The organism is Pseudomonas palmensis, from assembly GCF_049942755.1.
Taxonomy (GTDB): Bacteria; Pseudomonadota; Gammaproteobacteria; order Pseudomonadales; family Pseudomonadaceae; genus Aquipseudomonas; species Aquipseudomonas palmensis.
Window position 1 is genome coordinate 1,697,035 of the sequence record NZ_CP187958.1, and the last position, 14,143, is coordinate 1,711,177.

At 64.8% G+C, this 14,143-nt stretch carries 13 protein-coding genes; 1 reads left to right on the forward strand and 12 read right to left on the reverse strand.

The genetic code is table 11. The features are described 5' to 3' along the window. Nucleotides 1–2 precede the first annotated feature (2 nt). The 11 genes from ACPRTJ_RS07730 to ACPRTJ_RS07780 form a co-directional block, all read right to left on the reverse strand. Nucleotides 3–1,292 carry an adenylosuccinate synthase gene (locus ACPRTJ_RS07730; RefSeq protein WP_058541589.1) on the reverse strand — a complete coding sequence of 430 codons (1,290 nt, stop codon included), beginning with the start codon at nucleotides 1,290–1,292 and terminating at the stop codon, nucleotides 3–5. Between the two features lie 54 nt (nucleotides 1,293–1,346). Beyond that, nucleotides 1,347–2,534 (reverse strand): ATP phosphoribosyltransferase regulatory subunit, encoded by a 1,188-nt coding sequence (locus ACPRTJ_RS07735; protein WP_043863531.1) that lies wholly within the window; start codon nucleotides 2,532–2,534, stop codon nucleotides 1,347–1,349. 278 nt (nucleotides 2,535–2,812) lie between these two features. Beyond that, nucleotides 2,813–3,682 carry a protease modulator HflC gene (gene hflC / locus ACPRTJ_RS07740; protein WP_043863532.1) on the reverse strand — a complete coding sequence of 290 codons (870 nt, stop codon included), beginning with the start codon at nucleotides 3,680–3,682 and terminating at the stop codon, nucleotides 2,813–2,815. Next, a complete protein-coding gene (hflK, locus tag ACPRTJ_RS07745) occupies nucleotides 3,682–4,848 on the reverse strand; it encodes an FtsH protease activity modulator HflK (protein ID WP_043863533.1) in 1,167 nt (388 codons plus the stop codon). The genes hflC and hflK overlap by 1 nt, the downstream gene beginning before the upstream one ends. A 66-nt stretch (nucleotides 4,849–4,914) precedes the next feature. Further along, nucleotides 4,915–6,246, reverse strand: coding sequence for a ribosome rescue GTPase HflX (gene hflX / locus ACPRTJ_RS07750; protein WP_043863534.1), 1,332 nt, complete (start codon nucleotides 6,244–6,246; stop codon nucleotides 4,915–4,917). Nucleotides 6,247–6,258: 12 nt separating this feature from the next. After that, the gene (gene hfq, locus ACPRTJ_RS07755; protein WP_043863535.1) at nucleotides 6,259–6,519 is read right to left on the reverse strand and encodes an RNA chaperone Hfq; all 261 of its coding nucleotides are present in this window, start codon (nucleotides 6,517–6,519) and stop codon (nucleotides 6,259–6,261) included. Between the two features lie 95 nt (nucleotides 6,520–6,614). Beyond that, the gene (gene miaA, locus ACPRTJ_RS07760; RefSeq protein WP_043863536.1) at nucleotides 6,615–7,589 is read right to left on the reverse strand and encodes a tRNA (adenosine(37)-N6)-dimethylallyltransferase MiaA; all 975 of its coding nucleotides are present in this window, start codon (nucleotides 7,587–7,589) and stop codon (nucleotides 6,615–6,617) included. Nucleotide 7,590: 1 nt separating this feature from the next. Then, nucleotides 7,591–9,486: a DNA mismatch repair endonuclease MutL gene (gene mutL, locus ACPRTJ_RS07765; protein WP_236176692.1), complete on the reverse strand. Its 1,896-nt coding sequence runs from the start codon at nucleotides 9,484–9,486 to the stop codon at nucleotides 7,591–7,593. Continuing rightward, complete coding sequence (locus ACPRTJ_RS07770) at nucleotides 9,483–10,907, reverse strand: N-acetylmuramoyl-L-alanine amidase (protein ID WP_196932996.1); 1,425 nt, start codon at nucleotides 10,905–10,907, stop codon at nucleotides 9,483–9,485. The genes mutL and ACPRTJ_RS07770 overlap by 4 nt, the downstream gene beginning before the upstream one ends. Before the next feature lie 3 nt (nucleotides 10,908–10,910). Beyond that, nucleotides 10,911–11,381: a tRNA (adenosine(37)-N6)-threonylcarbamoyltransferase complex ATPase subunit type 1 TsaE gene (gene tsaE, locus ACPRTJ_RS07775; protein ID WP_116052588.1), complete on the reverse strand. Its 471-nt coding sequence runs from the start codon at nucleotides 11,379–11,381 to the stop codon at nucleotides 10,911–10,913. Beyond that, nucleotides 11,369–12,229, reverse strand: a complete 861-nt coding sequence (locus ACPRTJ_RS07780; RefSeq protein ID WP_058541594.1) for an NAD(P)H-hydrate dehydratase — start codon at nucleotides 12,227–12,229, stop codon at nucleotides 11,369–11,371. Before ACPRTJ_RS07780 ends, tsaE begins: the two co-directional genes overlap by 13 nt. Nucleotides 12,230–12,293: 64 nt before the next feature. Between ACPRTJ_RS07780 and queG the strand changes: the two genes are divergently transcribed. Further along, nucleotides 12,294–13,361: a tRNA epoxyqueuosine(34) reductase QueG gene (gene queG, locus ACPRTJ_RS07785; protein WP_058541595.1), complete on the forward strand. Its 1,068-nt coding sequence runs from the start codon at nucleotides 12,294–12,296 to the stop codon at nucleotides 13,359–13,361. 106 nt (nucleotides 13,362–13,467) lie between these two features. Here the strand turns inward: queG and ACPRTJ_RS07790 are convergent, their stop codons facing one another. Beyond that, nucleotides 13,468–14,082, reverse strand: a complete 615-nt coding sequence (locus ACPRTJ_RS07790) for a trimeric intracellular cation channel family protein (protein ID WP_173925102.1) — start codon at nucleotides 14,080–14,082, stop codon at nucleotides 13,468–13,470. Between the last annotated feature and the right edge of the window lie 61 nt (nucleotides 14,083–14,143).

The window sequence follows — 14,143 nt, forward strand, 5'->3', positions numbered from 1 at the left end:
AATCAGGCAAACGGATGGCGCAGCACGATGGTCTCGTTGCGGTCCGGGCCGGTGGAGACGATGTCGATCGGCGCACCGATCAGCTCTTCCACACGCTTGATGTAGGCACGGGCGTTGGCCGGCAGTTCTTCCAGGGTCTTGGCGCCCACGGTCGACTCGCTCCAGCCCGGCACTTCTTCGTACACAGGCTGCAGGCCCACGTAGCTGTCGGCGTCGGTAGGGGCAACGTCCTTGCCCTCTGCGTCCTTGTAGCCGACGCAGATGTTGATGGTTTCCAGGCCATCGAGCACGTCCAGCTTGGTCAGGCAGATGCCCGAGATGCTGTTCACGTCGATGGCGCGGCGCAGGATGACGGCGTCGAACCAGCCGCAACGACGGGCACGGCCGGTGGTTGCGCCAAATTCGTGGCCCTGCTTGGCCAGGTGCGCACCAACGTCGTCAAACAGCTCGGTCGGGAACGGGCCCGAACCTACGCGGGTGGTGTAGGCCTTGGTGATGCCCAGGATGTAGTCCAGGAACATCGGACCAACGCCCGAACCGGTCGCAACGCCACCGGCGGTGGTGTTGGAGCTGGTCACGTAGGGGTAGGTACCGTGGTCGATGTCCAGCAGCGAACCCTGGGCACCTTCGAACATGATGTCCTTGCCGGCGCGACGCAGGTCGTGCAGCTCGGCAGTCACGTCCAGCATCAGCGGCTTGAGCAGTTCGGCGTATTCCTTGCACTCGGCCAGGGTCTTTTCGAACTCGATGGCCGGCTCTTTGTAGTAACCCACCAGCATGAAGTTGTGGTAGTCCACCAGCTCGCGCAGCTTGTCTTCGAAGCGTGGCATGTTGAGCAGGTCGCCCACACGCAGGCCACGACGCGCAACCTTGTCTTCGTAGGCCGGGCCGATGCCGCGACCGGTGGTGCCGATCTTCAGCTCGCCACGGGCCTTTTCGCGGGCCTGGTCCAAGGCCACGTGGAAGGACAGGATCAGCGGGCAGGACGGGCTGATGCGCAGGCGCTCGCGCACCGGTACGCCCTTCTCTTCCAGCTTGGTGATCTCGCGCAGCAGGGCGTCGGGAGCAACCACCACACCGTTGCCGATCAGGCACTGCACGCCTTCGCGCAGCACGCCCGAAGGGATCAGGTGCAGCACGGTCTTCTCACCGTCGATCACCAGGGTGTGGCCGGCGTTGTGGCCACCCTGGTAGCGCACTACGGCGGCAGCATGTTCGGTCAGCAGATCGACGATCTTGCCTTTGCCCTCATCACCCCACTGGGTGCCCAGGACTACGACATTCTTACCCATAACACTTGTCCTCATTCGCGCAAACTTGGCGCCGGCTCGTGCCGGCGTGGAATCTCAAATGGCCAGCGGCAGAACCTGCCAAAGCCCGTTTTGCTGAATCAATTGCCGATCGCAATCCGCCTCGACGGCGGCGGTCAGCGGCTGCCCAGGCAAGGCCTGAACCACCCGCTGGCCCTCACTGCGCAATTGGCAGACCAACTGCCAAAGTGCTGCATCGCTGCTGTCGGGCATCCAGATCCCGCCAGACGGCAACACCACCTCGGCTCGCCCCAGTGTGACCAGGGTCTTCAAATCCGTGGAGAAACCGGTAGCCGGGCGTGCCCGGCCAAAGTCCGCTCCGATGTCGTCATAACGACCGCCCTGGGCGATCGACTGGCCGACGCCTGGCACGAAGGCGGCAAACACCACACCGGTGTGGTAGTGGTAGCCGCGCAACTCGCCCAGGTCGAAATACAGCGGCAGCTCGGGGTAACGCGTGGCGAGGCGCTCGGCGATCGCCATCAGGTCATCCAGCGCCGCCAGCACTGCGGCCGGGGCACGGCCCAGGCGCACACGTGCCTGCTCGAGCACTTCGCGCCCACCGCACAGCTCGGTCAGCGAACGCAGCATGCCGGCCAGGTCAGCCGGCAGCGTGGCGGTCAGCTCGATCACTTCGTCGATGGCCTTGCGCTGCAGGGCGTCGAACAACTGCTGCTCGACCGCGCCCGACAGGCCAGCCGCACGGGCCAGGCCGCGGTAGATACCGACATGCCCGAGGTCCATGTGCACATCCGGCACGTCGGCCAGTTGCAGCATGGCCAGCATCAGGCTGATGACCTCGACGTCGCTGACCGGGCTGGCATCGCCGTACAGCTCGGCGCCCAGCTGAATCGGGCTGCGCGAGGTCGACAGGGCACGTGGCAAGGCGTGCAGCACGCTGCCGGCATAGCACAGGCGGCTCGGCCCTTCACGGCGCAGGGTGTGCGCGTCGATGCGCGCCACCTGTGGCGTGATGTCGGCCCGAAAGCCCATCTGCCGCCCGGATTGCGGGTCGATGACCTTGAAGGTGCGCAGATCCAGGTCCTGGCCGGCACCGGTGAGCAGCGATTCCAGGTACTCGATATGCGGGGTCACGACAAACTCGTAACCCCAGCTCTGGAACAGGTCCAACACCTGACGACGCGCGATCTCGATGCGCGCCGCCTCAGGTGGCAGTACTTCTTCGATGCCATCTGGCAGCAGCCAGCGGTCTACCGTTGCCATTACGCCATTTCCCCTATGGTCCGGGCGGCCTGCCCGCGGGCGAGCCTTGAGTGAAGCAGCTATCGGCACACAATGACGGGCAGCGCTGATTCCAGCGAAACCGCAGTACCGATACCCTCGTAAAACCTGAAGTGCGCCACAAGCCCGGGCCCGATAAAGGCCAATCGATCTTGCAGACGCAAAAAAGCCGGGAATTTCCCGGCTGCCGCATCATACACCCGTTTTCTCGCGGGAGGCACCCCGCCCGACGTTTTAGCCGCCGGGCGGGGTGTGCATGCTTACGGTTTGGTCTTGCCCATGAAGCGGAAGAACTCGCTGCTCGGGTCCAGCACCAGCACGTCGCTCTTGTCGGCGAAGCTCTCGCGGTAGGCCTTCAGGCTGCGATAGAACGCGTAGAACTCCTGGTCCTGGCCATAGGCCTTGGCGTAGATGGCTGCTGCCTGGGCATCACCATCACCACGGGTTTCTTCCGACTCGCGATAGGCTTCGGCCAGCAACACGCGGCGTTGACGATCGGCGTCGGCACGGATGCCTTCGGCCAGCTCGTTACCCTTGGCGCGGTGCTCGCGAGCTTCACGCTCACGCTCGGTGCTCATGCGTTCGAACACGCTGCGGTTCACTTCCTTGGGCAGGTCGATGGCCTTGACGCGAACGTCGACCACTTCGATGCCCAGCTCCTTGCTGGCCATGCGGTTCAGCGAAGCGGTGATGTCAGCCATCAGCGCGTCACGTTCACCGGATACCACCTCATGCAGGGTGCGCTTGCCGAACTGGTCGCGCAGGCCGCTTTCCAGACGGCGCGACAGACGTTCGTCGGCGATCTGCTTGAGGCCCGAAGTCGCGGTGTAGAAACGCTCGGCGTCCTGCACGCGCCACTTGGCGTAGGCATCGACCATCACCGCTTTCTTCTCCAGGGTCAGGAACCGCTGGGTCGGTGCGTCAAGGGTCATCAGCCGCGCGTCGAACTTGCGCACCTGGTTGACGTAGGGAACCTTCACATGCAGGCCAGGCTGCACATCGGCCTGTACCACACGGCCGAATTGCAGCAGCACGGCGCGTTCGGTCTGGGCCACGATGTAGAAGCTGTTCCAGGCGACGATCGCCAGCACCACGGCGACGATCACGGCGATCAGGGATTTATTGCTCATCAGCGGCTCTCCCTGGAGCGCGTCTCGCGCTGTTGCTGTTGCAGGTCTGCGGCGGCACGGTTGGCGGCGTCATTGGCCGACGGCGTGACGCTGGTGACCGGGGTGCTGCCACTGCGGCGGCTGTCGATCATCTTGTCCAGCGGCAGGTAGAGCAGGTTGCTCTGACCGTCCTTGCCGGATACCAGGACCTTGCTGGTGTTGCTATACACTTCCTGCATGGTGTCCAGGTACAGACGCTGACGGGTCACCTCTGGAGCCTTGCGGTACTCGGCCACCAGCTTGGTGAAGCGGTCGGCCTCACCCTTGGCACGCGAGACCACTTCATCGCGGTAGCCGTTGGCATCCTCGATGATGCGCTGCGCCTGACCACGGGCTTCCGGCACCACGCCGTTGGCGTAGGACTCGGCCTGGTTGCGCGCACGCTGCTCGTCTTCACGGGCACGGATCACGTCGTCGAAGGCTTCCTGCACTTCACGCGGGGCTGCCGCGCTCTGCACGTTGACCTGGGTCACGGTGATACCGGTGCGGTAGGTGTCGAGGAAGCGTTGCAGACGCTCCTTGATTTCCACGGCCATCTGCTCACGACCTTCGGTCAGCACCTTGTCCATCGAGGTGGAACCCACCACGTGGCGCAGGGCACTGTCGGTCGCGTGCTGCAGGCTGACTTCGGGCTGATCGACGTTCAGCACGAAATCCTGCAGGTTGGTGATCTTGTACTGCACGGTCAGCGGCACTTCGACGATGTTCTCGTCTTCGGTCAGCATCTGGCCCTGCTTGGTATAAGCACGCTCGCGGGTGACGTTCTCCATGTACTTGCGATCGATCGGCGGGAAGTAGATGTTCAGGCCCGGCCCTACGGTTTCGTAGTATTTGCCGAAGCGCAGCACCACGGCCTGCTCCTGTTCGTCCACCACGTACACGGCGCTGTACAGCCATATGGCCGCCAGTACGGCCAGGCCGATACCCAGCAGACCGAAACCGGCACCCTTGCCGGAGCCGCTGTCGCCGCCCCGTTTCTTGCCACTGCCGAACATGCCGTTCAGGCTATCCTGCAGCTTGCGGAAGGCCTCGTCGAGATCCGGTGGTCCCTTCTTGTCGCCGCCACCACGGCGCCCACCCCAAGGATCCTGATTGTTCGAGTTGCCACCCGGCTCATTCCAAGCCATAGCGCTCTCCATCTGATAAAGCAAAGACGCGCCCACGGCGCGCCGTCCAATGCTACAGAATGCCTGTCACGGCTGCCCGACCGCGAGGTCGGGCTTGTATTGCAAAGTGTGTTGCTCGATGAACTCCAGCGGTTTCATCCCCTCGCGGCTTACCAGGCGATTGAACTCGACCCGGGACAAGCGTACCGCCAGCAGGGTGTTGCCGTCTTCGTCATGGTCTTCGCTCTGCACCGCCCCCAGGTCGAAGAACAGCGCGCGCAACCGCGCGAAACGCTGTTCCAGGCGCAGGGTACCGATGAACAGGTCATCCCCCAGCAGTTCTGCAATCGCCTGCCCCACCAGCTCCAGGCCACGACCGTCACGGGCCGATACCCATACCCGCTGCGGCTTGCCGTCGGCATCACGCTGTATCTGCGGCTCGACCCCTTCGAGCAGGTCGAGTTTGTTATACACCTCGAGGATCGGCAAGCCTTCGGCACCGATCTCGCCGAGCACCGCCATGACCTGCTCGATCTGCTCCATGCGCTCCGGCTCATGGGCGTCGATCACGTGCAGCAGCAGGTCGGAGTTGCTCGACTCTTCGAGCGTAGCCCGAAATGCCTCGACCAGCTTGTGCGGCAGGTGACGGATGAAGCCCACGGTGTCGGCCAGCACCACCGGCCCGACGTCATCCAGCTCGAGCCGACGCAGGGTCGGGTCGAGGGTGGCGAACAGCTGGTCGGCCGCATACACCTCGGACTGGGTCAGCGCATTGAACAAAGTGGACTTGCCGGCGTTGGTGTACCCCACCAGCGACACCGAGGGGATATCCGCGCGCTTGCGCCCGCGCCGTGCCTGCTCGCGCTGGCTGCGCACCTTCTCCAGGCGGCCCTTGATCTGGCGCAGGCGTATGCGCAGCAGGCGCCGGTCGGTTTCGAGCTGGGTTTCACCCGGCCCGCGCAGACCAATACCGCCCTTCTGCCGCTCGAGGTGAGTCCAACCGCGCACCAGGCGCGTGCTCATGTGCTCGAGCTGGGCCAGTTCGACCTGCAGCTTGCCTTCGTGGGTACGTGCCCGCTGGGCGAAGATGTCGAGAATCAGACCCGTGCGGTCAAGCACGCGACACTCGAAGACACGTTCGAGGTTACGTTCCTGACTGGGCGTGAGGGTGTGATTGAAAATGACCAAATCGGCCTGTTCGGCTTTGACCAGGTCGCGAAATTCCTCGACCTTGCCGCTGCCAATCAGGAACTTGGCGGTAGGCTGGTGTCGCGCCACATTGGCGAACGCGACAATATCGGCACCGGCCGACAGGGCCAGCTCGCGGAACTCCTGCGGGTCTTCGCGCGCCTCAGGGCTCTGACCTTCCAAGTGAACGAGGATTGCCCGTTCACCACCACCGTGGCGCTCAAAGAACAAAGCAGACTCCTATCAGGCGTTACCTGGCTCAGCGTCGCCCTGTTCGGCGTCGGCTGCGCTTGGCAGACGAATCGGACGAACCGGCACCACTGTCGAGATCGCGTGCTTGTAGACCATCTGGCTGACGGTGTTCTTCAGCAGAATCACGAACTGGTCGAACGACTCGATCGTGCCCTGCAGCTTGATGCCGTTGACCAGATAGATCGAAACGCCGACCTTCTCTTTTCTCAAAGTATTCAAGTAAGGGTCTTGTAGCGAATGCCCTTTTGACATATGCCGCACTCCTGTAAGGATCAATAGTAAAAAATCAAAGAAATATGATGGCTCAGGCCGCCCCACCCCCAAGAGTAGACGGCAATTGCAGGGACTCAGCCCAATATGGAGACCGATCCCAGGTATTTCAAGGTGCGTGGCAGATTGTCGCAAGCCAGGCTGTCCAACCAGTGCAGATCGGCCCAACTGCGCAACCAGGTAAACTGCCGCTTCGCCAATTGGCGAGTGGCAATGATGCCGCGCTCCTGCATTTCAGCTGCACTCAACTTGCCATCAAGGTGATCCCAGACCTGGCGATAACCGACTGCCCGTATAGACGGCAGCCCTGCATGCAAGTCACTTCTGGCACGCAGTGATCGGACCTCGTCGACGAAGCCCTGTTCCAGCATTTGCCCAAATCGTAGCGCAATTCGCTCGTGCAGCACCTTTCGATCCTGCGGGGCGATTGCCAGGCTGGCGACAGTATAGGGCAATTGTTCCTGGCCCGAAGCGCCTGCGACGCTACTTTGCGCCGATTGACGCTCGCGATGTGACGTCATCGTCATGCCGCTGACCCGGTACACCTCCAGCGCCCGTACCAACCGCTGCGGATCGTTGGGGTGGATGCGCGCCGCCGATTCGGGGTCGACCGCCGCCAGCTGGGCGTGCAAGGCCTGCCAGCCCAGCTGTGCAGCCTCGGCTTCAAGCTCGGCACGCACCTGCGCATCGGCCGCAGGCATATCGGCCAGGCCTTCGAGCAGCGCCTTGAAATACAGCATGGTGCCGCCCACCAGCAGCGGGATATTGCCGCGCGCGGTGATCTCGGCCATGGCCTGCAGCGCATCGCGGCGAAAATCGGCTGCCGAATAGCTCTGGGCCGGGTCGAGGATGTCGATCAGCCGGTGCGGGTGCTCGGCCAGCAACGCCTTGGACGGCTTGGCGGTGCCGATGTCCATGCCGCGGTAGACCAGCGCCGAATCGACACTGATCAGCTCGCACGGCAGCACCTTGGTCAGCTCGATGGCAAGGTCGGTCTTGCCGGCGGCGGTGGGGCCCATCAGGAAGATGGCCGGGGGATTGCGAACTGCCATATCAGCGACCGCGCAGGAACAGTTTGTCCAGATCGTCCAGGCCCATCTGGGTCCAGGTCGGTCGGCCATGGTTGCATTGACCGCTGCGCTCGGTGTTTTCCATGTCGCGCAGCAGGCCGTTCATTTCCGGCAGGGCCAGGCGCCGGTTGGCGCGAATCGCGCCATGACAGGCCATGGTGCCGAGCAGCTCGTTCAGGTGTGCCTGGATACGGTCACTGGTGCCGTATTCCATCAGGTCGGCCAGCACGTCCTGCACCAGGCGATTGGCCTCGGCCTGCTTGAGCAACGCAGGGATCTGCCGGATCGCCAGGCTTTCCGGGCCCAGGCGCTGCAGTTCGAAGCCCAGGCGCTGGAACCACGCCGCGTGTTCTTCTGCGCAGTCGGCTTCGCGCTGGCTCAGGGCCAGGGACTCGGGCACCAGCAGCGGCTGGCCGCTCAGGCCCTCGCTGGCCATGGCCACCTTGAGCCGCTCGTACATGATCCGCTCGTGGGCCGCATGCATGTCCACCAGCACCAGGCCCTGGGCGTTCTCGGCAAGAATATAGATGCCCTTGAGCTGCGCCAGCGCATAGCCCAGCGGCGGAATATCGCCCTGGCCCTGGGGCAGGTTGGCCGGCTCGCTGCCGGGCAGCGGGGCGAAGAATTCGCGATACACCCCCTGGGCCTCGGCCGCGGGCAATGCCTGGGCCGGACGTGGGGTGTACTGGTACTGGTAGCCGGCGCCCGAGCCACTGCCCGCCGTGTTCAGCATCGGCTGCGCCGGGGGCTGTTCGAGCAGGTTGGCGGCCAGGCGCATCTCGCCCTGGGGGCCGAACTCGCCGGCCTGCAGGCCACTGGGGCGCTCCACCTCGGGGGCAGCGGCTGCACCCGGCTGGTGATCCTGCGGGCGCACATCGGCCAGCGCCCGGTGCAGGGTGCCGTACAGGAAGTCGTGCACCATGCGCCCGTCACGAAAGCGCACCTCGTGCTTGGTAGGGTGCACGTTCACGTCCACGCCGGTGGGGTCGACCTCCAGAAACAGCACGAAGGTCGGGTGCCGACCATTGAACAGCACGTCGCGGTAGGCCTGACGCACCGCGTGGGCGACCAGCTTGTCGCGCACGGCACGGCCGTTGACGAAGAAATACTGCAGGTCGGCCTGGCTGCGCGAGAAGGTCGGCAGGCCGACCCAGCCCCACAGATGCAGGCCATTGCGCTCCACCTCGATCGGCAGCGCCTGCTCCAGAAAGCCCGGGCCGCAGATCGAGGCCACGCGCCGTGCGCGGGCCGTGTCGTCATGGGCTTCATGCAGGCTGAGGACGCTCTTGCCGTTGTGGCGCAAATGAAAGGCCACGTCGAAGCGCGCCAGCGCCAGGCGCCGGATGACTTCCTGCAGATGGTCGAATTCGGTTTTTTCGGTCTTGAGGAACTTGCGCCGGGCCGGGGTATTGAAGAACAGGTCGCGCACCTCGACCGAGGTACCCACCGGATGCGCTGCCGGCTGCACCCGCGGGGACATGTCACGGCCTTCGGTTTCAACCTGCCAGGCCTGGTCGGCGTCGCGGGTGCGCGAGGTCAGGGTCAGGCGCGCGACCGAGCTGATCGACGCCAGTGCCTCGCCGCGAAAGCCCAGGCTCATTACCCGCTCGAGGTCTTCCAGGTCGCGGATCTTGCTGGTGGCGTGCCGCGCCAGGGACAACGGCAGGTCGTCGGCAGCGATACCGCTGCCATCATCGCGCACCCGCAGCAGCTTGACCCCGCCCTGCTCCACCTCGACGTCGATGCGCCGGGCGCCGGAGTCGAGGCTGTTTTCCAGCAGCTCCTTGATCACCGAGGCCGGGCGTTCGACCACCTCGCCTGCGGCGATCTGGTTGGCAAGCCGCGGGCTGAGCAGCTCGATGCGAGCGCCGCTGCTCATGGCTGGCCAGCCAGCGTGGTGGCCGGTACGTCGAGGTTCTGGCCAACCTTCAGCTCATCGGTTTTAAGGCCGTTGGTGCTGCGCAGGCTGGCCACGCTGACCTGGTAGCGCACGGCGATCATGGCCAGGGTCTCGCCCGGACGCACGGTGTGCTCGCGCGGGCCCTGGGCGATCTTGCCGCTGTCACGCAGGAAGGCGATGTAGGTGCCCGGCGGCGGGTTCTGCTGGAAGAACTGGCGCACGCCACTGTGGATCGAGCGCGCCAGGGCCTGCTGATGGCTGGCAGTGGCCAGCTTGGAGGCCTCGTTGGCGTTGGAGATGAACCCGGTTTCCACCAGGATCGACGGGATGTCCGGCGACTTGAGCACCATGAACCCGGCCTGTTCCACGCGGCGCTTGTGCAGCGGGGTGACCCGCCCGATATTACCCAGCACCTTCTGCCCCACGTTGAGGCTGGAGCTGAGCGAGGCGGTCATCGACAGGTCGAGCAGCACGCCCGCAAGCATGCGGTCCTTGTCGTCGAGGCTGACGTTGCCGGCACCACCGATCAGGTCGGAGCGGTTTTCGCTGTCGGCCAGCCAGCGCGCCGTCTCGGACGTGGCGCCACGGTCGGACAGGGCGAACACCGAGGCACCGAAGGCCGCCTTGGACGGCGCGGCGTCGGCGTGGATCGAGATGAACAGGTCAGCGCCCTTCTTGCGCGCAATCTCGGTACGCTTGCGCAGTGGGATGAAGTAGTCGCCGGTACGCGTCAGCTCGGCGCGAAAGCCTTTCTCGCTGTTGATCTGGCGCTGCAGTTCCTTGGCGATGGCCAGCACGATGTCTTTCTCATGCTGGCCGCGCGAGCCGGACGCACCCGGGTCTTCGCCGCCGTGACCGGCGTCGATGGCGATCACGATGTCACGCTTGCCGCTGGGCACCGGGGTCAGCTTGATCGCCGGCTGCGTCGGAGTCACCGGCACGGCCGGCGTGGTGGCCACCGACGGGGTCGGGGTGGGTGGCGTGGCGTCGGATTCCTGATCGAACAGGTCGACCACCAGACGGTTGCCGTACTGGGCGTTGGGCGCCAGGGTGAAGCTCTTGGGCGTCACCGACTTTTTCAGGTCGATGACCACGCGAAGGTCGGTAGGGGTGCGCTGCGCCGAGCGCACGCTGGTGATCGGGGTATTGGAGGTGGACACGTTCAAAGGCGCACCCAGGGTTGCGCCATTGATGTCGATCACCAGGCGATCCGGGGCCGTCAGGGTGAACACACTGTGCTGCACCGGGCCGGACAGGTCGAACACCAGGCGTGTGTTGTCCGGCGCACGCCATAAACGGACACTCTTGACTTGCGTGATCGCGAAGGCATCGACGGTTACTGCCGCCAGCAGCAGTCCTACAACGCCAAACAGTGCGCGAAAGCGCATACCTATCCCCATTTTCTAATTGATTTCCAAGGCCAGAGCGGCACACCAGGCTTCACCGCGAGAGCCCTGCGGCAACAGGTTCAGCGAACGCCCGTCCGCCTGGGGGCTTATGGTAATGGTCAGGTCGGGCTTTGGCAAAATGCCCGCCCCCTTCTGGGGCCACTCGAACAGGCACAGTGCGTCGTCTTCGAAGTAGTCGCGAATGCCCATGAACTCCAGCTCCTCCGGATCGACCAGGCGATACAGGTCGAAATGGAAGGCACGAATGTCGCCAATCTCGTAGGGCTCCACCACGGTGAAGGTAGGACTTTTCACCGCGCCGATGTGTCCCAGACCACGGATGATGCCCCGTGACAGGGTGGTCTTGCCGGCCCCCAGGTCACCCTCGAGGAAAATCACGCCGTGACCTTTGGTCACCTGGGCGATACGGGCACCGAACTCACACATGGCCGCTTCGTCGGCCATAAACAGGGTTACACCTGACACGCTGAATGCTCCTCCAGAACTTGACGAATGACCGGTATCAGATCGCTGGCCGCCAGCCCGCGACCTTGTACGCCCAGGCGCTCGCCGGCACAGGCGTGCAGCCACACCCCCAGGCAGGCGGCGTCCCAGGCCGGCATGCCCTGGGCCAGCAGCGCACCCAGCACGCCGCTGAGCACATCGCCCAGGCCGGCACCGGCCATGGCCGGGTGACCGCGCTGGCACAGTGCCAATTGCCCGGCCGGGTCGGCCACCAGCGTGCCGGCGCCTTTAAGCACACACACCGCCGCGTACTTGCGCGCCAGCTTGAGCGCCGCCCAGGAGCGATCGGCCTGCACCGCTTCGGTGGAAATCCCCAGCAGGCGCGCCGCCTCCCCCGGATGCGGGGTAATGATGCTGCCCGCCGCCAGCGGCAAGGGTGCTTGCGCCAGCAGGTTCAGCGCATCGGCATCCCACACCTGGGCGTGCCTGGCCGGCACCACCGCCGAGAGCAGGCTGCGCCCCCAGGCGGCCTGCCCCAGTCCGGGTCCGACCACCAGTACGGTGGCGCGTTCAATCGGCGCCATCAACTGGTTGGCCGAATGCACGCCCAGGCTCATCACCTCGGGCAGGCGGGCCAGCGCGGCGGGCAGCTGCTCGCTGCGGGTAGCCAGTGACACCAGGCCGGCGCCGCAGCGCAGCGCCGCCTCGGCACTGAGCAGCACCGCACCGCCCGTGCCACGGTCGCCACCGACCACCAGCACATGGCCGAAGTCGCCCTTGTGCGCGGCATTCGAGCGCGGCGCGAGGCTCGCCAGGGTGACGCTGGTGAGCACCAATGGCTGATTTGCAGGGTGTTTGGTCTGAGGCATGCGTCGTTCGGCTCCGATGTCTGGCAGAATTATACGCACCTGAGTCATCGTTGCCCTATTTCGCATGTCTGCTTCCCCCCTCGATCTACCCGCCCTCGCCCAATCGATCAAGGATTGGGGCCGTGAACTGGGCTTTGCGCACGTCGGCATTGCCGGTGTGGAGCTGGGCGAACACGAAAAACACCTGGAACGCTGGCTGGCCGAGGGCTATCACGGCGAGATGGAGTACATGGGCGCCCATGGCAGCAAACGCTCGCACCCCGACGAGCTGGTGCCGGGCACCTTGCGCGTGGTGTCGCTGCGCATGGACTACCTGCCGGGCGACACGCAGATGGCGCAGATGCTCGCCCAGCCCGAAAAGGCCTACATCTCGCGCTATGCGCTGGGGCGCGACTACCACAAGCTGGTCCGCAAGCGCGTACAGCACCTGGCCGAGCGCATCCAGAAAGACATCGGGCCGTTCGGCTTCCGCGCCTTCGTCGACAGCGCGCCGGTGCTGGAAAAGGCCATCGCCGAACAGGCCGGGCTGGGCTGGATCGGCAAGAACACCTTGTTGCTCAACCGCAAGGCGGGCAGCTACTTCTTCCTCAGCGAACTGTTCGTCGACCTGCCGCTACCGGTGGACGAGGCACAGGCCACCGAGCATTGCGGGCGGTGCAGTGCATGCCTGGACATCTGCCCCACCCAGGCCTTCGTGGGGCCGTATGTGCTGGATGCGCGGCGCTGCATTTCGTACCTGACCATCGAACTGAAGAGCGCGATCCCCGAAGAGCTGCGGCCGCTGATCGGCAACCGGGTGTTCGGCTGTGACGATTGCCAGATCGCGTGCCCGTGGAACCGCTTTGCCCGGCCCACCGGCGAAGCGGATTTCAAGCCGCGCCACGGGCTGGACAATGCCGGGCTGGCGGAGCTGTTCATGTGGGATGAAGAGACGTTTCTGGCCAGCACCGAAGGCTCGCCGCTGCGCCGGGCGGGGTATGAGCGCTGGTTGCGCAACCTGGCGGTGGGGCTGGGCAATGCGCCCTCGACCATCCCGGTGCTGGAGGCGCTCCAGGCGCGGCGGGAGTATCCGTCGGAGCTGGTGAGGGAGCATGTGGAGTGGGCGCTGCGTCAGCATCAGGCACGCCTTTAGGTCTGCAGCGCGACCATCGCGGGTCAAGCCCGCTCCCACAGGGACAGCACCGGTTTCAAGAACAGTGGTGATCCTGTGGGAGCGGGCTTGACCCGCGAAGAAGCCCTCAATGCTCGTCGTTGTACTGGAACTTCGGCATTTCCCAGCGAAACCGTATCGCCAGCAGCCTGAGCAGCAACCCGCCAAACAGCGTCAGCAGAATCGCCTGCTCCCCCGGCACCTTGAAGTACACGCACCCCAGGTAGAACCACGCCGCCAGAAACGACACGCTGGCATACAGCTCACGCCGGAAGATCAGCGGAATGTCGTTGCAGAAGATATCCCGCAGGATGCCGCCAAACACGCCGGTGATCACCCCGCTGATCGACGCCACCAGCATGCCCTGGCCCATTTCCAGCGCGGTCATGCAGCCAATCAGGGTGAACGCCACCAGCCCCAGCGCATCGAGCACCAGAAACAGCGAACGCAGGTGGCGCATCAGCGGCGCGATGAAAATGGTGATCAAGGCCGCCACGCTGGTCAGCACCAGGTACTCCGGGTGCTTCACCCAGGTCAGCGGGTAGTGGCCCAGCAGCACGTCGCGCACCGAGCCTCCGCCCAGGGCCGTGACGCAGGCGATCAGCACCACGCCGAACCAGTCCATGCCGCGCCGCCCGGCCGACAGCGCCCCGGTCATGGCTTCGGCGGTAATGGCGATCAAATAGAGCATCAACAGCATGATGGCGCAGGTCCGTGCAAAGAGGCGCGCAGTCTACCCAGTTGCCCCAGGCACCAAAAGGGGG

Excerpts from the sequence above, each read along its gene's own strand:
- ACPRTJ_RS07730 (WP_058541589.1), bottom strand. The coding sequence starts at position 1,292 with ATGGGTAAGAATGTCGTAGTCCTGGGCACCCAGTGGGGTGATGAGGGC.
- ACPRTJ_RS07735 (WP_043863531.1), bottom strand. The coding sequence starts at position 2,534 with ATGGCAACGGTAGACCGCTGGCTGCTGCCAGATGGCATCGAAGAAGTA.
- hflC (WP_043863532.1), bottom strand. The coding sequence starts at position 3,682 with ATGAGCAATAAATCCCTGATCGCCGTGATCGTCGCCGTGGTGCTGGCG.
- hflK (WP_043863533.1), bottom strand. The coding sequence starts at position 4,848 with ATGGCTTGGAATGAGCCGGGTGGCAACTCGAACAATCAGGATCCTTGG.
- hfq (WP_043863535.1), bottom strand. The coding sequence starts at position 6,519 with ATGTCAAAAGGGCATTCGCTACAAGACCCTTACTTGAATACTTTGAGA.
- miaA (WP_043863536.1), bottom strand. The coding sequence starts at position 7,589 with ATGGCAGTTCGCAATCCCCCGGCCATCTTCCTGATGGGCCCCACCGCC.
- mutL (WP_236176692.1), bottom strand. The coding sequence starts at position 9,486 with ATGAGCAGCGGCGCTCGCATCGAGCTGCTCAGCCCGCGGCTTGCCAAC.
- ACPRTJ_RS07770 (WP_196932996.1), bottom strand. The coding sequence starts at position 10,907 with ATGGGGATAGGTATGCGCTTTCGCGCACTGTTTGGCGTTGTAGGACTG.
- ACPRTJ_RS07780 (WP_058541594.1), bottom strand. The coding sequence starts at position 12,229 with ATGCCTCAGACCAAACACCCTGCAAATCAGCCATTGGTGCTCACCAGC.
- queG (WP_058541595.1), top strand. The coding sequence starts at position 12,294 with ATGTCTGCTTCCCCCCTCGATCTACCCGCCCTCGCCCAATCGATCAAG.